The 19,015-nt window shown below is 71.3% G+C and carries 16 protein-coding genes; 1 reads left to right on the top strand and 15 read right to left on the bottom strand.

What is annotated here, in order from left to right:
- The first annotated feature begins 306 nt into the window (after nt 1-306).
- The gene (locus VE326_11095) at nt 307-891 is read left to right on the top strand and encodes an outer membrane beta-barrel protein (protein ID HYJ33755.1); all 585 of its coding nucleotides are present in this window, start codon (nt 307-309) and stop codon (nt 889-891) included.
- Here the strand turns inward: VE326_11095 and VE326_11090 are convergent.
- From VE326_11090 to VE326_11020, 15 genes are all read right to left on the bottom strand, one after another.
- Nucleotides 888-1,901 carry a phage tail protein gene (locus VE326_11090; GenBank protein ID HYJ33754.1) on the bottom strand — a complete coding sequence of 338 codons (1,014 nt, stop codon included), beginning with the start codon at nt 1,899-1,901 and terminating at the stop codon, nt 888-890. The genes VE326_11095 and VE326_11090 overlap by 4 nt on opposite strands.
- Before the next feature lie 193 nt (nt 1,902-2,094).
- A complete protein-coding gene (locus VE326_11085; protein ID HYJ33753.1) occupies nt 2,095-6,186 on the bottom strand; it encodes a putative Ig domain-containing protein in 4,092 nt (1,363 codons plus the stop codon).
- Nucleotides 6,187-6,497: 311 nt separating this feature from the next.
- Entirely contained in the window at nt 6,498-7,718 is a 1,221-nt protein-coding gene (gene trpB, locus VE326_11080) for a tryptophan synthase subunit beta (GenBank protein HYJ33752.1), read from the bottom strand.
- The gene (locus VE326_11075) at nt 7,715-8,347 is read right to left on the bottom strand and encodes a phosphoribosylanthranilate isomerase (GenBank protein ID HYJ33751.1); all 633 of its coding nucleotides are present in this window, start codon (nt 8,345-8,347) and stop codon (nt 7,715-7,717) included. The genes trpB and VE326_11075 overlap by 4 nt, the downstream gene beginning before the upstream one ends.
- On the bottom strand, nt 8,344-9,159 hold the full coding sequence (locus tag VE326_11070) for an indole-3-glycerol phosphate synthase TrpC (GenBank protein ID HYJ33750.1): 816 nt from the start codon (nt 9,157-9,159) through the stop codon (nt 8,344-8,346). The genes VE326_11075 and VE326_11070 overlap by 4 nt, the downstream gene beginning before the upstream one ends.
- Nucleotides 9,156-10,193, bottom strand: coding sequence for an anthranilate phosphoribosyltransferase (trpD, locus tag VE326_11065; protein ID HYJ33749.1), 1,038 nt, complete (start codon nt 10,191-10,193; stop codon nt 9,156-9,158). The genes VE326_11070 and trpD overlap by 4 nt, the downstream gene beginning before the upstream one ends.
- Before the next feature lie 72 nt (nt 10,194-10,265).
- Nucleotides 10,266-10,877: an aminodeoxychorismate/anthranilate synthase component II gene (locus VE326_11060; GenBank protein ID HYJ33748.1), complete on the bottom strand. Its 612-nt coding sequence runs from the start codon at nt 10,875-10,877 to the stop codon at nt 10,266-10,268.
- Nucleotides 10,874-12,349, bottom strand: a complete 1,476-nt coding sequence (trpE, locus tag VE326_11055; GenBank protein ID HYJ33747.1) for an anthranilate synthase component I — start codon at nt 12,347-12,349, stop codon at nt 10,874-10,876. Before trpE ends, VE326_11060 begins: the two co-directional genes overlap by 4 nt.
- Nucleotides 12,346-14,124 (bottom strand): DNA repair protein RecN, encoded by a 1,779-nt coding sequence (gene recN, locus VE326_11050; protein ID HYJ33746.1) that lies wholly within the window; start codon nt 14,122-14,124, stop codon nt 12,346-12,348. Before recN ends, trpE begins: the two co-directional genes overlap by 4 nt.
- A 19-nt stretch (nt 14,125-14,143) precedes the next feature.
- Entirely contained in the window at nt 14,144-15,040 is an 897-nt protein-coding gene (locus VE326_11045) for an NAD(+)/NADH kinase (GenBank protein HYJ33745.1), read from the bottom strand.
- Entirely contained in the window at nt 15,037-17,007 is a 1,971-nt protein-coding gene (gene dxs / locus VE326_11040) for a 1-deoxy-D-xylulose-5-phosphate synthase (GenBank protein HYJ33744.1), read from the bottom strand. Before dxs ends, VE326_11045 begins: the two co-directional genes overlap by 4 nt.
- Nucleotides 17,004-17,450 (bottom strand): divergent PAP2 family protein, encoded by a 447-nt coding sequence (locus VE326_11035; protein HYJ33743.1) that lies wholly within the window; start codon nt 17,448-17,450, stop codon nt 17,004-17,006. Before VE326_11035 ends, dxs begins: the two co-directional genes overlap by 4 nt.
- A gap of 35 nt (nt 17,451-17,485) precedes the next feature.
- A complete protein-coding gene (locus VE326_11030; protein HYJ33742.1) occupies nt 17,486-18,388 on the bottom strand; it encodes a farnesyl diphosphate synthase in 903 nt (300 codons plus the stop codon).
- Nucleotides 18,357-18,644 carry an exodeoxyribonuclease VII small subunit gene (xseB, locus tag VE326_11025; GenBank protein HYJ33741.1) on the bottom strand — a complete coding sequence of 96 codons (288 nt, stop codon included), beginning with the start codon at nt 18,642-18,644 and terminating at the stop codon, nt 18,357-18,359. The genes VE326_11030 and xseB overlap by 32 nt, the downstream gene beginning before the upstream one ends.
- Nucleotides 18,641-19,015: exodeoxyribonuclease VII large subunit (locus VE326_11020; protein HYJ33740.1), on the bottom strand; the 375-nt coding region annotated here is incomplete at its 5' end. The genes xseB and VE326_11020, both read right to left, overlap by 4 nt.

The raw sequence follows: 19,015 nt of genomic DNA, 5'->3' as shown, positions 1-19,015 counted from the left end.
AGGTCGAGAGCGCGGCTTCCCCCGATTCCGCCCAGACCACGTCGAAGCCTCGCGTCTGGAGGAGGAGCATCAGGGCTTCGCCCGAATCAGGGTCGTCTTCGACGAGTAGGATGCGGCGGCTCATGTCTTGCGGTCGCTTCTCGGGAAATTTCCGCCACCGGCCGAGCGGCCGGGGGCGATGACCTCTGAGGATACGGTCGGGACCCGCGAGCTACCTACCTTTTTTCGATGCGCTGGCCGTTTCGTTGGCGCCGCAGTATCCTGCCCCTCTCTGGCCTACGTGGTTCCCACTACGGGGAGGTTCTCATGTCGCGGACGATCGTGATGGCGGCGGTGCTGTGTCTCCTTGTGGCGTCTCCCTCGCTGGCCGGGGTCCCGGGCGCCGGCAAGATGGTCCAGATTGGAATCGGCGGGGGCGTGAGCCTTCCGGTCAGCCACGCCAAGGACGCGCTCAAGGACGGCTTCCACGTCCGCGGCATCCTCGAGGTGAAGCCCCCGATGTTCCCGCTCGGGCTCCGCGGCGCGCTCGGGTATCAGAAGTTCGACCTGGAGCACGCCCCACTCGGGACGACCGGAAACGGCAACATCCTCTCCGGGATGGGCGGGATCACGATCGGGATGTCCCTGGGTCCGATCCGCCCCTACATCACGGCCAGCCTCGGAGCGTTCCGGGTCGAGACGAAGATGGACTCCACCGGCACCGAGACGTCAGCGCATGAGACCAAGTTCGGAATCGACGGCGGCGCGGGCGTCCAGTTCAAGCTGGCCAGCCTGCACGGCTTCGTCGAGGCCCGGCTGGAGAACGTCTACACCGACCAGGGCTTCGACACGAGCTTCCTCGAGAAGAACTCGACGCGGATCATCCCGGTGACCTTCGGCCTGATGTTCTAGCGGCCGAAGACGCGGACGTTCAGGACCGCGCCGCCGCCCCCCTTCCATTCCAGCGCCGCGTGCTCGCAGTAGAGCGTGCAGACGACGCTGCGGATGGCGTCGACGTTGTCCGCCTTCGTCTGTTTCAGGGACGAGATCCCCAGGCCGTAGAGGTGAATGCGGGCGATCTCGCTCTGCATGTCGGTCCCGAGGAGCACGAGATCGCCGTTCTTCTCCTGGCTGTCGTCGTTCCTCCCCTGCGCGAGGAACTGCTGCATCCAGTCCAGCCAGGTGTCCGCGTTCGCCTCGGGCAGCGTGACCACCAGGTCGGAAACCTTCGTGGTCGTCGGCTCGTTGACCGGAGTCGTGCGGGTCTCCCCCGCATCGTCGTGGGTGATCTTGGTTCCGATCCGGATCGGCTCGATTCGGCGCACGCGCGTGCAGTCGAGCCCGGGGATTTCGAGCCGGAAGCTGTTCGCGAGCCATGGCCGCTGCTTGGCCGCCTGCGTCGAGGGCACCGTTCCCCCGCCCTTGTTCCTCCGGACGGTCTCGGGGGCGATCCGCACGGTCAGGAACGCCGGATCCTTGCTGGCGGCGTCCAGCGCCGGCAGCGACGTCTCGGTGATGAGGGCCTCGCTGAACTCCTTCCGGGCGATCACGTTGAAGCTGTAGTCCGCGATCGCCACCGCTCCCGAGGTCCGGGTCGCTTTGGACTCCCACGCGGCCGCGATCCAGTCGTAGACCGCCGGCTCCATGCCCGCCCCCACTTCCAGGACGAGATCGGTGTAATGGACGGAGGCGATGTGCTTGTTGAAGCCGGACGCCGCGGGGGTTGCTACCACGTCCCCCTCCAGATCGCCGCCGCTCGCGCTCCGGAGAAAGCCGACGGGACTCCCCTGCAGCTCCAGGGCCGCGGAGCCGGCTCCGTAACCGCGACGGACCTCGTCGCTGCCGGCCCGGGCCCGAACGCAGGGAAGGGCGAGGAACGTGAGGGCCAGCGTCCATGCGATGAGGCGGCGAAGTCCCTTCATGGGGATCCCTCCAGGGTTCGGCCGAATGGCCGCGGATATGGATGGGCGACGGAGCGGAGGTACGATACGTCGCCGCCCCGGCCCGCGTCCAGACCCCGCCTCGCGCGCCGTCCCGGGCCCCCCCAACGAAACGGGCGGGACGCTTGCGCGCCCCGCCCGTCCGTGTTGCGGGCGATCCCCTCGAGGGTCGTCCCTACTTCATGATGGTGACTCGCGTCACCGTGCTGCCATCCGCCTCCGACACGATCTTGACGAAGTAGACGCCCGAGGCCAGCTTGGCGCCGGTCGAGGAGCGTCCGTCGATCGTGTAGTCGTGGTAGCCGGCCATGGCCGCGCGCTCGTCGGCGATCGTCTTCACCAGACGGCCCTGCGGGTCGAACATCTGGACCCGGACGGCGCCCGGCTTGCTCGTCGCGAACGTGAGCTTGGCCTGCGGGTTGAGCGGGTTCGGCGACACGCTGGCCACCAGAACCGCGCCCGTGCTCTTGACGATCAGCGTGAGCGGAGCGCTGAAGGTCGCGCCCGACGTGAGGCTTCCTTCGATCGTGACGTTCACGGTGTTGCGCCCGGCCGGCAGGTTGCTGAACAGGAGCCGCAGGTCGGACTTCTTGAAGCACGCCACGATCTCCTGGACGCCGTCGCCGTTCTTGTCGCCGTCGACGCTGCTCTTCGAAGCATCGGCAAAGATCTCGGAGACCGAGCCGGTGCCCGTGGAGACCATCTTGATGCTGGAGATGTCGACGTCGGTGTTCTGGAAGGAGTTGTCCACCGCTTCCAGCTGAATGCAGGTGTACGGCTTGCCCGCGCCCAGGGACGTCGTCTTGTTGCCGCCGACCGTGAACGCCATCGCCGAGAGCGTCGTCGAGATGGTCGCGGTGGTCGTGGCCGTGCCCGTGAGCAGGCCCGTATCGGTGACCGTGAGGGTCACCGTGTAGGTGCCGCCCGCGGTGTAGGCATGGGACGGGTTCACCCCGGTCCCCGTGCTGCCGTCACCGAAGTCCCAGGCGTAGGTCAGCGTGTCGCCGTCGGGATCCGACGAGCCGGAGCCGTCGAACGAGATCGCCACATTGATCACGCCGCTGTACGGCCCGCCGGCATCCGCCGTCGGAGCGCGATTCACGTCGGTCACGGTGACCACCGTGTTGGCCGTTCCCGTGCCGCCGTTGCCGTCGCTGCCCTGGAAGGTCACCGTGTAGCTGCCCGCCTGGTTGAAGCCCGGCGTCCAGCTGAAGGTGCCGGTGTTGTCGCCGTTGTCGGTGAACGTCGCGCCCGACGGAAGGCCCAGGGCCTGGAGCGTGACGTGGTCGCCGTCGGCATCCGTCGCCGACACGGTGAAGGTGATGAGCGTTCCCTCGTCACCCGTCGCGTTGGCCGGAGCCGTGACGACCGGCTCGTGGTTCACGCCCGTGACGTTGACCGTCGTCGTCGCCGAGCCGCTGAGCGCGTTCGACGCCGTGAAGGTCACCGAGTAGGAGCCCTGCGGACCGGCCGCTACCCACTCGAAGGTGCCCGTCGTGTTCGAAGCGTCCGCCGTGAAGGTGGCGCCCGCCGTGATCGCCGTGCCGCTCGCGGTCAGCGACGTGATCGGGTCGCCGTCCGGATCGGACGCGGTGACCGTGAAGGTGATCGTGGTGCCCTCGCCGCCCGACTGCGACAACGGAGCCGTGACGATCGGTGCGGCGTCGACGTTGTTCACCGTGATCGCCGTCGTCGCCGAGCCCGAGAGGGCGTTCGACGCCGTGAAGGTCACGCTGTAGGTGCCGGACTGGGTCGCCGACGGGGTCCAGCTGAAGGTGCCCGCGGTGTTCGTGGCGTTGGCCGTGAACGTCGCGCCCGAAGGCAGCGGCGCGCCCGTGAGCGACGCGATCGCGTCGCCGTCCGGGTCGGAGGCCGTGACCGTGAAGGTGATCAGCGTGCCCTCAGCGCCCGAAGCCGTCGCAGGGGCCGTGACCGCCGGCGCCTGGTCGACGTTGTTCACCGTGATCGCCGTGACGGCCGAGCCGGTGAGCGCGTTCGAGGCGGTGAACGTCACGTTGTACGTCCCCGACTGCGTGAAGCTGGGCGTCCAGTTGAACGTCCCCGCGGTGTTCGTGGCATTCGCCGTGAACGTCGCGCCCGAAGGCAGCGGCGACGCCGTGAGGGAGGTGATCGGATCCGCATCGGGATCGCTGGCGGTGACGACGAAGTTGATGGTCGTGTTCTCGTCACCCGCGGCGGTCGGAGGCGCGGTGACCTGCGGCGCCGTGTCGCCCGGAGGCGTCACCGTGATCGCCGTCGTGGCCGAGCCGGTGAGCGCGTTCGTGGCCGTGAAGGTCACGTTGAACGTGCCCGTCTGACCGCTGGTCGGGGTCCAGCTGAAGGTCCCCGAGGTGTTCGAAGCGTTCGCCGTGAACGTGGCGCCCGAAGGAAGCGGGGCGGCCGCGAGCGACGTGATCGCGTCGCCGTCGGGATCCGACGCGGTGACGGTGAAGGTGATGAGCGTATTCGCGGCACCCGAGGCCGTCGCCGGAGCCGTGACCACCGGCGCCCGGTCGGCGTTCGTGACCGTGATCGACGTCGTCGCCGTGCCCGTGAGCGCGTTCGCCGCCGTGAAGGTCACGCTGTACGAGCCGGACTGGGTGAAGCTAGGCGTCCAGCTGAAGGTCCCCGAGGTGTTCGAGGCGTTCGCCGTGAACGTCGCCCCCGAAGGCAGCGGGGCGGCCGTGAGCGAAGTGATCGGATCCGCGTCCGGGTCCGACGCCGTCACCGTGAAGGTGATCAGCGTGTTCTCGGCGCCTGAAGCCGTCGCCGGAGCCGTGACGACCGGCGCGCGATCGCCCGCCGTCACCGTGATGGCCGTCGTCGCCGTGCCGGAGAGGCTGTTCGCCGCCGTGAAGGTGACGTTGAACGTGCCCGTCTGGGCATTGGTCGGCGTCCAGCTGAACGTGCCCGAGGTGTTGGACGCGTTGGCCGTGAACGTGGCGCCGGTCGGAAGCGGCGACGCCGTCAGCGAGGTGATCGCGTCCGCGTCCGGATCCGATGCCGTCACCGTGAAGGTGATGAGCGAATTCGCGGCGCCCGAAGCCGTCGCGGGAGCCGTGACCACCGGCGCGCGATCCGCGTTCGTGACCGTGATCGTCGTCGTGGCCGAGCCGCTCAGGGAGTTCGTCGCGGTCGTCGTGACGGTGTAGGTGCCCGACTGGCTGAAGGTCGGCGTCCAGCTGAAGGTTCCCGCGGTCTTGGTGGCGTTCGCCGTGAAGGTGGCGCCCGACGGAAGCGGCGCCGCGGTGAGCGAAAGGATCGCGTCCCCGTCCGGATCGGCGGCGGAGACGGTGTAGGTGATCAGCGTGTTCTCGGCGCCCGACGCCGTGGCCGGAGCCGAGACGGTCGGCGCCCGGTCGACGTTCGTGACGGTCAGGTTCGTCGTCGTGGTGACCGGCGGGTTATGCCCGTCCGAGACCGACCAGACGATCGAGTAGCTGCCCTGGTCGCCGAAGCCGAGCGTGCCGGTCAGCGTGGCGGTCACCGGAGAGACGCCGGAGCCCGGCGTGAGCGTGAGCGACGCCGGGTAGCCGGTCGCGGTGAGCGAAAGGTTGTCGGCCGCATCCGCGTCGGTCGCCGTCGCCGACAGCGTGAACGACTGCCCCTCGGTGCCGGTCGCCGTCGCCGGAGCGTTGATCACCGGGCTCGAGTTGCCGCCCGCGGCCGCGCCAATGCCGTCGGCGTCCATGAAGTCCGTGCCCAGCTTGATCGTGTTGTCGAAGTCGAGCCCACCGCACGCGCTGCCGAAGGAGGTGGGGTTGTTGTCCTGGGTGTTGCCCGGCACGAAGACGAGCGACGGGGTGCCGGTGACCCCGGTGACGGTGACGGTGAACAGCTTGATGTTGACGCCGCCGTTGCCGACCGGCGTGCCGGTTGCCTGGCACTGCGCCATCTCGGTGCTGTTCGCGTTGAACGCCACGCCGTTGTTGGAGCAGTTGATGGTGAAGGCCGCCACCTGGTTCGTGTAACCCGTGAAGGTGACCGTTCCACCGCTGGCATTGATGTGCGTGGCGAAGGAATTCCAGGTCTGAAGCGTCGCGTCGGGATCGCCCGACTGGCAGACCGCGGCCGAGCCGTCTTTGTTGTGCGCGGTGTTGAGCCAGACGTCCACGGTCGTACCCGTGCCGTTCGGGCTCATGACGTCCGCGGAGGTGTTCACGCCGTCGCCGTTGGTGTCCATCCACAGGTACTGCGCCTTCGCGTTCGCGGCGAACGCGAGGAGCAGCAATGCGGACAGGATGAGATGCCGAAATCCGAACTTCATGCAGGCCTCCTTAGGGGATACACGAGGGGGTTCCTTGCCCAGTGCCACGAAAGGGTCCTTCCTTGCGGCTGCGTCTCCACGTTGTGCAGGACTCCTTCGACCGCACACGGAGCCGTGCGGCGGTCCGGGGCCTCCCGAGGATGGGTGGCGCGGACCTAGGACTTGGCTTTGCTGGCCCCGCGGAAGCGCGGAGGGTTGGCCGCCATGACGGCCAGGAGGGGGGATCTCAACGACCCGCCGATGCCGAGCAAGCTGTCCCTAGAAACCGGTCTGACGAGACCGGCAAATGATAGCAGAATCGCTTGTTCCGGTCAAGCCTTAGCTTGGCCGGAACCGGGTCTGAGGAGCCCTTCGATAACCGAAAGGTCCTTGTCGCCGCGTCCGGACAGGTTTACCACGATCACGGAAGCGGGTGGGATTTTTCCGGACGCCCCCTCCCGAAGGACGTAGGCAAGCGCGTGGCTCGACTCCAGCGCCGGAAGGATCCCCTCCTCCGTGGCGAGGGCGCTGAAGGAGGCCAGCGCCTCCGCGTCGGTGGCGGTGTCGTAGACCACGCGGCCCGCCGCGCCCAGCATGGCGTGCTCGGGCCCCACGGCCGGGTAGTCGAGCCCCGCCGAGATGGAGTGGGTCTCCCGCACCTGGCCCGCGGCGTCCTGGAGCACCAGGGTCCTGGTCCCGTGAAGGATCCCCTCGGCCGGCTCGGCGAAGCGCGCGGCGTGGCGCCCCGTCGCGATCCCCTCTCCCCCGGCCTCGACCCCGACCATCCGGACGGCGGCGTCCCCCAGGAAGGCGTGGAAGAGGCCGATGGAGTTGCTCCCGCCGCCCACGCAGGCGACGAGAAGGTCGGGAAGACGGCCTTCGGCTTCCAGGAACTGCTCCCTCGCCTCGCGGCCGATCACCGCCTGGAAGTCCCGGACCATCGTCGGGTAGGGGTGCGGACCGAGCACCGACCCGAGCAGGTAGTGCGTGTCGCGCACCGAGCCCGACCAGTCGCGCATCGCCTCGTTGATGGCATCCTTCAGGGTGCGCGAGCCGGAGGCCACGGGGCGAACCTCCGCCCCGAGGAGCCGCATGCGCTCCACGTTGGGCCGCTGCCGGGCCATGTCCACCTCGCCCATGTAGACCGTGCACGCCAGACCGTAGCGCGCGGCCGCGGTCGCGGTGGCCACGCCGTGCTGCCCCGCCCCCGTCTCCGCGACGAGCCGCTTCTTGCCGATCCGCCGCGCCAGGAGCGCCTGGCCGATCGCGTTGTTGATCTTGTGGGCGCCGGTGTGGAGGAGGTCTTCGCGCTTCAGGTAGACGCGCGCGACCCCGGCGCGCGCGGCGAAGCGCGGCGCCAGGGCGAGCGGGGTCGGCCGGCCGGCGAAATTCCGGAGCTCCGAATCCAGCTCGGCCTGGAACGAGGGGTCGCGGCGCGCGGCTTCGTACGCCTCCGCCAGCTCGAGCACCGGGCCGAGGAGGGTCTCCGGCACGTAGCGTCCGCCGTAGGCGCCGAAGCGCCCCTCCGCCGGCTGGCCCGCGCGCGCGCTCATGATCGCTTGGGACGCGACTGGTCCGCGGCGCGGATCCGCTCGACGAAGGCGCGCACCTTCTCGGGACTCTTCTTCCCCACCGCGGACTCGAGGCCGCTGGAAGCGTCCACGCCGTAGGGACGAACGTCCCGCACCAGGGTCCCGACGTTGTCGGGGTTGAGTCCCCCCGCCACGATCAGGCGGCGCCCGACCTCCACCGCGGAGGCGGCCCACGCCCAGTCGGCGAGCCGTCCCGTGCCGCCGGCGCGCGCGGGGTCGTAGGCATCCAGGTGGTACGTTCGGAGCGGAATCATCGGCAGGGTCGTGGGGTCGGGAAGCGTGGCGCCGCGCAGCACGTGCCACACCTCGAACGGAAAGGTTCCCTCGCGTTCCAGCCAGCCCGCCACCTGGACGGCGTGGAGTCCGAGCGCTTCCGCGAGCGGGGCCACGGTCTCGGGCGGCTCCTCCGCGAAGACGCCCACGAGCGGCGCCCCGCCCGGGAGCGACTCCCGGATGGAGCGCGCCCGGGCCGCGTCGACCCGCCGGGGCGATTCGGTGAGCACCAGGCCCAGGAAGTCGGCGCCCGAATCCAGCGCGAACCGCGCGTCCTCGGCGCTCGTGATGCCGCAGACCTTGATGCGCGTCCTCACGGCTCCTCCTTTGTTGACGGACCGGTGCCGAGCAGCTCCGCGAGAGCCTCCGAAGGCCGCTCCGCCCGGAGCAGCGCCTCTCCGACGAGCACCGCGTCGGCCCCGAGCCGCTCCACCCGCTCGATCGCGGCGCGATCGTGATAGCCGCTCTCCGCGATCCGCACGCGGTCGGGCGGAAGGAGCGGCAGCATCGTCTCGGCATGACCCGGGCGCATCGCCAGGGTGCGCAGGTCCCGGTTGTTCACGCCGAGGGCGCCCGGCGCCGCGAGCGCCGCGTCGATCTCGCGAGGCTCGTGGATCTCGATCAGCGGCGCGATCCCCAGCTCGAACAGGAGCGCCGCGTAGTCGCCCAGCTGGCGCGGGTCGAGCGCGGCCACGATCAGGAGGGCCGCGTCGGCCCCGCGCGCTCCGGCTTCATAGATCTGCCGCTCGTGCACGACGAAGTCCTTGAGCAGAACCGGGAGCGTCACGGCCTCGCGGACCGCGGCCAGGTCCTCCAGCGATCCCAGGAAACGGGCCGGCTCGGTCAGCACCGAGATCGCGGCGGCGCCGGCTTCATGGTACGCGCGCGCCAGCGACACCGGATCGTACTCCGCCTGGAGGACGCCCGCCGAGGGGGAGGCGCGCTTCACCTCGGCGATCGCCCGGATCGGCGCTCCGGCCTCGCGCCGGAGCGCGGACAGGAACGGGCGCCGCTCGTCGCGCCGGGCCTCGGCCTCGGCCCGCAGCGCGGCGCGCGAGGGGCCCCGCTCCGCGTCCTGGCGCACGCGCTCCAGGCGCTCGGCCACGATGGTGGCGAGGAAGTCGCTCACTCGCTCCCCACCTTCTTCGAGAGCTCGATGTAGTGATCCAGCACCTTCCGAGCATCGCCCCGGTCGATCGCCAGCGTGGCGCGCGCGACCGCCTCCTCCAGCGTGGGGGCGGTGCCCGCGATCCAGAGCGCCGCGGCGGCGTTCAGGAGCACGGCGTCCCGCCGCGCGCCCGGCTCGCCGGCGAGGACCTCGCGCAGGAGTGCCGCGTTCCGGTCGGCGTCGCCGCCCCGCAGGGCCTCGACCGGAGCGTCGCGCAGGCCGAGCGCGTCGTGGCGGATCGACCGCGGCACCGCGGCGGGCGCGCCGGTCTCCGAGCGCCCGCTCTCGGCCGCCACGTTTCCGGGCGCGAGCGCGAGCTCGTCGATCCCCCCCGCGCCGTGCACGACCAGCGCCCGCACCGCGCCCAGGGCGCCGAGCACGCGCGCGACCGGCTCGACCCGGGCGGGATCGGGCACCCCGACCAGCTGGTGCGTGGCGCGCGCGGGATTCGAGAGCGGGCCGAGCCAGTTGAACAGCGTGCGAAACCCGAGCGTCTGCCGGACGCCCGCCACCCGCCGCATCGCGGGATGGAAGCGGCGCGCGTAGAGAAAGGTGAATCCGGTTTCCGCGAGCACGGCCGCGGCGCCCTCGGGGCCGAGGTCGATGTGGGCGCCCAGCGACTCCAGCACGTCGGCGCTGCCGCACGCGCTCGACACCGAGCGGTTCCCATGCTTGGCGACGCGCACTCCGGCTCCGGCCACGACGAACGCCGCGGTCGTCGAGACGTTGAACGATCCGCGCCCGTCCCCGCCGGTGCCGCACGTATCGAACAGCGGTCCCCCGTTCCAGGGGAACGGGACCGCCTCGGCGCGCAGCGCTTCGGCCCCGCCCCAGAGCTCGGCTTCGGTCTCCCCGCGCTGCGCGAGGAGGGTGAGGAAGGATGCCACCAGCCCGTCCTCGCTCTCGCCGCGCACCATGCTCCGCACCGCCGCCGCCGCCTCGGCACGGCTCAGGGTCTCGCCCGCGAGCAGCCGCGGCAAGAGGTCGCGGATCATGAGGCGAAGGAGGCGAAGGGTGCGATGGGTGCGCCGGGGCGCGCGCGGGATGTCATCGACGCGGAGAGCCGGTCAGCGCGCGGGCGCCGCGGCGGCCGCGCGGGCCGCCGACGCGTCCGGGACGAGGCGCAGGAAGTTCCGGAGCAGGTCCTTGCCGTGGGCCGTCAGGATCGACTCGGGGTGGAACTGCACGCCCCAGGTCTCGTGGTCCTTGTGGCGGAGCGCCATGATCTCGTTCTCGGGCGTCCAGGCGACGACCGCGAGCGCGTCGGGGATCCCCTCGCGCGCGACGAGGAGCGAGTGGTAGCGCGTCGCCATGAAGGGATTGTCCACGTCGAGGAAGATCCCCCGCCCCGTGTGGATGATCGCCGAGGTCTTCCCGTGCACGAGCCGCTCGGCCCGGACGATCGTGCCCCCGAAGACCTCGCCGATGCACTGGTGCCCCAGGCAGACGCCCAGGATCGGCACCGATCCCGCGGCGCGCCGGATCAGCTCCTTGCTGATCCCCGCGTCGTCGGGGCGGCCCGGGCCCGGGGAGATGACGATGGCCTCGGGCTTCAGGGCGAGCGCCTCGTCCACGGTGATCTCGTCGTTCCGGACGACGCGCGGGGTCTCCCGCAGCTCCCCCAGGTACTGGACCAGGTTCCAGGTGAACGAGTCGTAGTTGTCGATCATCAGGATCACGCGTCCAGCCCTCCCGCGGCCAGGCGCACCGCCGCTTCCACGGCGCGCCCCTTGTTGCGCGTCTCGGTCCACTCCTCCTCGGGATCGGAGTCGGCCACGATGCCGGCCCCCACGCCCAGGTGGACGCGGCCTCCTTCGAACGTCGCGGTCCGGATGGTGATGCAGAAGTCCGCGTTGCCGTGGAAGTCGAAATAGCCCATCGCCCCCGCGTAGGCGCCGCGCCGGGAGGGCTCGAGCGATTCGATGATCTCCATCGCGCGCTTCTTCGGCGCGCCGCTCACCGTCCCCGCCGGGAAGCAGGCGCGAAGGACGTCGAAGGGCCCGAGCCCCTCCCGCAGCGTTCCCTCGATGTGGCTCACCAGGTGCATCACGTGGGAGTAGCGCTCCACGGTCATGAACTCCGTGGTGCGCACGCTCCCGATCTCGGCGACCTTCCCCACGTCGTTCCGCCCGAGGTCCACCAGCATCACGTGCTCGGCGCGATCCTTCTCGCTCGCGAGGAGCTCTTGCTCCAGCGCGGCGTCCTCCTCGCGCGTCGCGCCGCGCGGACGCGTCCCGGCGATCGGGCGGAGCGCGACCTTCCGGCCCGACGTGCGGACCAGGATCTCCGGCGAGGAGCCCGCGACCGAGCGGTCCGAGTAGCGCAGGTAGTACATGTAGGGGGAGGGGTTCAGGATCCGGAGCGCGCGATAGACGTCGAAGGGGCTGACCGCCGCGGTCGCCTCCAGCCGGTGCGCGAGCACGACCTGGACGATGTCTCCGGCGCGAATGTGCTCCTTGGCGGCGAGGACGGCGCGCGCGTAGCCCTCGCGGCCGAGGTTGCTGGTGAACGCCACCTCCCCGTTCGCGCGTTCGGACGCGGCGGGGGCCGGAGCCGGCTGCGCCAGGCGCGCCAGCATCTCGCCGATCGACGCGACCGCGTCGCGATAGGCGCGGTCGGGATCGCTCCCGGGTCGCGTGTTCGCGACCAGCTGGAGGCGGTGGCGGAAGTTGTCGAACGCGAGCACCAGGTCGGGAAAGACGAAGTGGAGGTCGGGCTGCCCCAGGTCGTCGGGGGCGCGCGCGGGGATCCGCTCCAGGAATCGCACGTAGTCGTACCCCACGAGTCCAACCGCGCCGCCGCTGAACGGTGGAAGGTTCGCGACCGGGGCGGCGCTCACGGAGAGGAGCAGCGCCCGCAGCGATTCCAGCGGGTCCTGGGACTCGGAGCGCTCGGTCCGTTCGCCGCGGCGCGTCTCGACCACCGATCCCTTGGCTCGGAACTCGAGCGAGGGTCGGAAGCCGAGGATGGAATAGCGACCCCACGTCTCGCCCCCTTCGAGGCTCTCCAGCAGGAAGGAGGCATCGCCCCGGTTCAGCTTGGCGAACGCCGAGACCGGCGTGTCGAAGTCGGCCAGGACCTCGCGCATCACCGGCACCAGGTTGTAGCGGCGCGCGAGCGCGCGATAGTCCTCGAGGCTCGGTGTGATCATCCTCTTCCTTTGGCGGTCCTGGCGCGCGGGGCCGCGCCCTGCGCGACACCCGCGCGCTTTCGGGGCGGTGCGGCGGCGCCTTTGGCGCCGGATCTCGCCCCGCTCAGGAGCTCCCGGGCCTGCCGGCGCGCCGTCTCGCCGGCGCGGGCGCCCGCGAGCATGCGCGCGATCTCTTCGACGCGCTCCTCTTCGGAGAGCGGCGCCACGGTCGTCGTCGTCCTTCCCCGCGCCGTCGCCTTTGCCACCTGGAGCTGCCGTTCGGCGTAGGCCGCGATCAGCGGGAGGTGCGTGATGCAGAGCACCTGGCGCTTGCTTCCGAGGTCGCGGAGCAGCGCCCCGACCTCCTCCCCCACGGCTCCCCCGATCCCCTGGTCCACCTCGTCGAAGACCAGGACGGCCACGCGGTCCTTGTCCGCCATGAGCGACTTCACGGCGAGCATCACCCGGGAGAGCTCCCCTCCCGAGGCGATTCTGCGGAGCGGTCGCGGGGGTTCGCCGGGATTCGGCTGGAACTCGAATTCTAGAGCGGGGATCGGAGCGGGGTCAATCGCGGGGCGGCTCCGGCCGCCCGACGGATCGCCGGAGGGCGCCGCGCCGAGGCGCGCTTTGCCGAATCCCAGCCGGTCGAGGAGTGCTCCCGCGGCGCGCTCGAACGCCGCCGCGCGGGCCGCCCGGCGCTCCACGAGCCCGTCGAGCCGGCGTTCGTAGGCCTCGGTCCGCGCCGCCAGCGCCCGCTCCAGCCGGGCCAGCTCCTCGGCCCCCGGCGCAAGCTGGCGCACCCGCGCCTGGAGCTCCTCCGCCAAGGAGAGAAGGCCCGCCGCGTCGGTGCGGTGCTTCCGCTTCAGGCGATGGATCCGGTCCAGTCGCTCCTCGACGCGATCGAGATCGAGCGGCTCTTCCAACAGCCGCGCCCGCTCCGTCTCGGCGCGCGACGACAGCGCCGCCGCGGTCTCGGATGCGGCCTCGGCCTCCTCGACGAGCGGATCGAGCCCCGCATCGAGCGCGGCGCCGGCGCGAAGCGCCTTCACCGCGCGCCGCAGGCGCGACTCGGCGCCGGTCTCATCGTCCGCGAGCAGCGCCAGCCCCTCGCTCAGCGCCTGGAGAATCCGCTCCCGGTGAACCAGGCGCTCACGATCGCGGAGGAGTGCCTCCTCTTCCCCGGCCTCGAGCTTCAGGTTCTCGAGCTCGGCGAGGTCGGCGCGCAGCGTCTCCTCCTCGGCGCGATCGCGGTCCAGGGCCTCGCGGCCGGCGGCTGCCGCGCGGCGGTCCTCGAGGATGGCGGCGCGCTCGGCCTCCAGCGCCAGGCGCTCTTCCCACGTCCCCGCCCACGCGTCGAAGAAGTCGGCCTGGCGGGCGGGATCGAGGAGCTGCTGGTGCTCGTGCTGGCCGTGCAGGTCCACAAGGAGGTCGCCCACGGCGCGAAGCCGTGCTACAAGGACGCCGCGACCGTTCACGAACGCTCGCGTCGTTCCGTTCGCGGCCACCTCGCGGCGCAGCACGACGCGGCCCTCCTCGGGCTCGACGTCGTGGGCGCGCAGCGCCTCGGCCAGGTCGAGGCGTCCGGCGAGGTCGAACGTCCCCTCGACCGAACCGCGCGATTCGCCGGCGCGGAGCCAGGCACCGTCGGCGCGGTCGCCGAGCAGGAGGCCGATCGAGCCCAGGACGAGCGACTTCCCGGCGCCTGTCTCCCCCGTGAGCACGTTCAATCCGGCGGCGAACTCCAGCTCGACCGAGTCGACGAGCGCCAGACCCTGGATGGAGAGCCAGCGAAGCATGGGAGCGAGGTCCGTCCGGCTATTGGTCCGGGACCCGTCCCCGCGGCGACGTGGCCCACGCGAGCTTGGTGCGGAGGACGTCGTAGAAGGACTCGGGCTCGAGCACGATGAGGGTCGCGCGGCGTCGCGCGCGGCGGATCAGGATCTCGTCATCGGGGGTGACGGTGCGCGCCACCTGGCCGTCCATGGTGAGGCTGGCGCGCGGGTGGCCGGGGCGCAGCCGGACGGCGATGGTCTCGTCGGCGCCGACCAGGAGCGGCCGCCACGTCACCGTGTGCGGACTGATCGGCGTGGCGAGGAGCGCCTCGACCGAAGGGCGGACGATGGGGCCGCCCGCCGAGAGCGAGTAGGCGGTCGAGCCGGTCGGGCTCGCGACGATGAGGCCGTCCCCCACCAGCGTCCCGATCTCCTTCCCGCCGATCCTCAGGTCCATCGAGATCACGCGCGATCGCTCGGAGGGGTGGATCACCGCGTCGTTCAGCCCCACCTCCTGCCACACGCTCCTGGCTCCGCGCCGCCGGATCCGCGCTTCGACCATGGTGCGCCGCTCCAGCGTCACGTCGCCGCGGAACAGGCGCTCCAGGGCGGGATAGAGGTCCTCCTGCGCGGTCTCCGTCAGGAAGCCCAGGCCCCCCAGGTTCACGCCGAGGATCGGAACGCCCGCGGCGGAGGCGGCGCGCGCGGTGCCGAGCATGGTGCCGTCGCCGCCCAGCACGAGGATCGCGTCGGCGCGCTTGACCAGCGCCTCCAGCGAGATTCCCGCGCCGACGCCGCGCATCCCGCGGGCCAGCTCCCGGTCCAGCGAGACCTTCCGCCCCTGCGCCCGCGCCCAGCGGATGAGCGGCGGCACGAGCGCGCGCACCCCCTCTTTCCCGCGGTTGCCGACGATCCCCAGGTGGCGGGGTGGGCGGATCATGCGTGGGTGGCGATGGGGGCGCTGGGTGCCTTGGGGGCGAGCGGTTCCGTCGCCGTTCGTGAATCGCCGGCGAGGAAGCGGCGGATCTCCGGGGCGAGCAGGTCGGGATGGAGCCCGGCGGCCAGAAGGAGCGACTCGCGCGAGCCGTGGTCGAAGAAGCGGTCCGGAACGCCGAACGCGCGGACCTGGACCCCGGGGACCGCGGTCTTCGCGAACAGCTCGAGGACGGCGTCGCCGAACCCGCCCGCGAGCGCGCCCTCCTCCAGCGTCACCAGGCGCGGCACGCGGCGCGCCCAGTCGAGGAGCATCGCCTCATCGAGCGGCTTGGCGAAGCGGGCGTTGATCACCGCGGCGTCCACGCCCGACTCGGCGAGGAGCGAGGCCGTCTTCTCGGCGACGGAGACCATCGAGCCGTAGGCGACGAGCACGACGTCCTTCCCGGAGCGGATCAGCTCCGCTTCGCCGATCGCGAGCGGCTGCGGATTGGGGTCGAGGGCCGCGCCCACGCCCGCGCCGCGCGGGTAGCGCACCGCGATCGGGCCCGCGTCGTGCGCGGCCATCGTGACGAGCATGCGGCGCAGCTCGTTCTCGTCCTTGGGAGCCATCAGCACCATCCCGGGCAGGCAGCGGAGGTAGGCGATGTCGAAGACGCCGTGATGCGTCGCGCCGTCCTCGCCGACCAGCCCCGCGCGGTCGAGCGCGAAGCGCACCGGCAGCCCCTGCACCGCCACGTCGTGCACGATCTGGTCGTAGGCTCTTTGCAAGAATGTGGAGTAGATCGTGGCGAAGGGGCGCAGCCCCGCGGCGGCGACGCCCGCGGCGAAGCAGACGGCGTGCTGCTCGGCGATCCCGACGTCGTGGAAGCGGTCGGGGAAGGTCGTCGCGAACTTCGTGAGGCCGGTGCCGTCGGTCATGGCGGCGGTGATGGCCATGATCTTGGGGTCGAGCCGCGCCATCTCGATCATGGCCTGGCCGTAGACCTCGGTGTAGGCCGGGCCGGAGGTCTTCCGTGCGCTCGCCCCGGTCAGCTTGTCGAACGAGGAGACGCCGTGGAACTTGCGTGAATCCTCCTCGGCGGGGCCGTACCCCTTCCCCTTCCGGGTCAGCGTGTGGAGGAGGACCGGTCCCTTCATCTCCTTCACCTGGTTCAGCACCGTGAGCAGCGTGGTGAGGTCGTGTCCGTCGATCGGGCCGAAGTACTTGAAGCCCAGCTCTTCGAAGAGCACGTTCGGCACGACCAGGTTCTTCATGCTCTCCTTGATCCGGCTCGCGAGCTTGCGCGCCGCGCCGCCCGCGGGGAGCTTGCCGAGGAGATCCCAGAGGTCGGCTTCGAGGCGGCGGAAAATCGGCCCCGCCGTCAGGCGCGTCAGGTACTGCGAGATCGCGCCCACGTTCGGCGAGATCGACATCGAGTTGTCGTTCAGCACGACGAGCAGATCGGTTCCCGCCGCGCCCGCCTGGTTCATCCCCTCGTAGGCCAGTCCGCCGGTCAGCGCGCCGTCGCCGACGACCGCGACCACGCGGCGCTTCTCGTGCGCCAGATCGCGCGCGCAGGCGAAGCCGAGCGCGGCGGAGATGGCGGTGGAGGCGTGCGCGGTGCCGAACGGGTCGTAGGGGCTCTCGACCCGGCGCGGAAAGCCCGACAGGCCCCCCTCGCGCCGGATGGTGTCGAAGCGGTCGTTCCGCCCGGTCAGGATCTTGTGGCCGTAGGCCTGGTGCCCCACGTCCCAGATCAGGACATCCTCGGGGGTGTTGAAGACGTAGTGGAGCGCGATCGTCAGCTCCACGGTGCCGAGGCTGGGAGCCAGGTGGCCGCCGGTCTTGGAGACGACGGAGAGGATCCGCTCGCGGATCTCGTCGGCCAGCGCCGGGAGGGCCTCGGGCGGAAGGCGCTTCAGGTCCTCGGGGCTGGAGATGCCGGCCAGGTGGTTCGTGGCGGCGGTAGGGGATGTGCTGGCGGTGCTCACGGTCCTCCCGGGGGGCGATAGATGGCGAACGAGAACAGGACGCCGATCAAGGCGCCCACCAAGACTTCGATCGGCGTATGTCCCAGAAGCTCGCGCAGTCGCTCCGCGGGCGGTCCCGAAAGCTGCAGGTGCTCGTGCAGGATCCTGTTGAGCAGGGTGGCCTGACGGCCGGCAGCCCGCCGAAGCCCTGCGGCGTCGTACATCACGATGAGGCTGAAGTACAGGACGACGCCGAAGAGAACGGATCGAACGCCTTCGCGAAGCCCGACACAGGTGGTCAGGGCCATCACCGAAGCCGCGTGGCTGCTGGGCATGCCGCCGGTTTCCACGAACCGCCGCACATTGATTTTCCGCTCTTGCAAGAGGAAGGTCAACACCTTGCTGAGTTGCACGAGGAAGCCGCAGAGCAGCGCGTGCAGCAGCGGATTCGCGGTGAAACCCATCAGCGTTCCCCTCCCTGGGGCGCCTGGTTCATGCGTCAGCGCGTCCGATGGCGAAGGAATTCGGCGAGCGACGCGAACTCCTCGGCGCGGCGGCCCAGCCGCGGGGCGATCCGGGCCGCCTCGTCCAGGAGCCGCTCCACCTCGCGCTCGGCGCGGGCCATCCCCCCGCTGGAGGGCGCCGTGGCCTTGCCGCGCGCGCGGTCCGACCGCACGCTCTTCCCCGTCGCCCGCTTCGTAGAGCGCTCGTTCAGGATGTCGTCGGTGATCTGGAACGCGACGCCGATCCGGTCGCCGTAGTCGCCGAAGCGCCGAAGCGCCGCCGCGCTCGCGCCCGCCACCTGAGCGCCGACGAGGAGCGAGCCGCGCAGGAGCATCCCCGTCTTGCGCCGGTGCATCCGCAGCACGCGGGCGAACGAGACGCGCTGCCGCTCGTAGAGGAGGTCGAGCGCCTGCCCCCCGATCATCCCCTCGTGGCCGGTGGCCTCGCAGACGGTTCGGAGGAGCGCGCGCGGATCCTTGGCGCGCCCGGTGGGGCGCGTGGCCAGCGTCTCGAACGCGAGCGCGAGCAGCGCGTCGCCGGCGAGGATCGCCATCCCCTCGCCGAACACCTTGTGGTTGGTGAGGCGCCCGCGGCGCCAGTCGTCGTCGTCCATGCCGGGGAGATCGTCGTGGATCAGGCTGAACGTGTGGATCATCTCGAGCGCGGCGGCGGCGTGCATCGCCTCGCCGCAGGCGCCCGAGACCGACTCGCACGCGAGCAGGCAGAGCGCGGGGCGAAGCCGCTTCCCTCCCGCGAACACGCTGTAGCGGATGGCCGCGTGCAGCCGGCGGGGCTCGGCCGACGCGCGCGGGAGCGTTCCGTCGAGCGCGCGGTCGATGCGGGGACGCGCGCGCTCGAGGTAGCGCTCAAAACGGGAGCTCGCCGCTCCGCCCTTCATCCGCCTCGTCGTCCTCCGCGACCGGTTCCGTCCGCGGCGCCCCCTGGGCGTCGCGCGTGAGCTTCTGGATCCGCTGCTCGGCCTGGTCGAGCACCTCGGTGCAGCGCTTCACCAGCGCCATCCCCTCCTCGAAGGAATGGATCGAGTCCTCGAGGCTCAGGTTGCCCGACTCGAGCGTCCCCACCAGCTGCTCGAGCCGCTCCATCATGCTCTCGAACGTGGGCGCGTCGGGGGGCGGCCCTTCCTTCCGCTTCATGGCGTTTCCTCCTCGGACGACGGATCCACGCGCGTGACCGAGGCCTCGGCGCGGGCGTCGTGGAACTGTACTCGAATCCCCTCGCCGGGGCGAAGGTTCCGTCCGCGGTTCACGAGACGCGCGCCCTCCTCGTTCCAGACCAGCGCGTAGCCGCGGCGGAGCACGCCGCGGTAGTCGTAGGATCCCAGCAGCCGCGCGCGCGCGGCCGCCTCCTTCCGGCGCTTGGCAAGATCCCCCGTCGAGGCGCGCTCGGCGCGGCGGCGCAGGTCCAGCAGGCGCTCGCGCATCCGCTCGACGATCCGGGCGGGAGCGTGCGCGCGCAGGCGCGTGGAGGCCGAGCCCACGGCCCCGCGCCGGCGAAGCGCCCAGCC

The organism is Candidatus Binatia bacterium, from assembly GCA_035631035.1.
Classification (GTDB): Bacteria; Eisenbacteria; RBG-16-71-46; order SZUA-252; family SZUA-252; genus DASQJL01.
The sequence above is the reverse complement of the archived record's forward strand: the minus strand, read 5'-3'. Positions and strand labels throughout refer to the sequence as shown.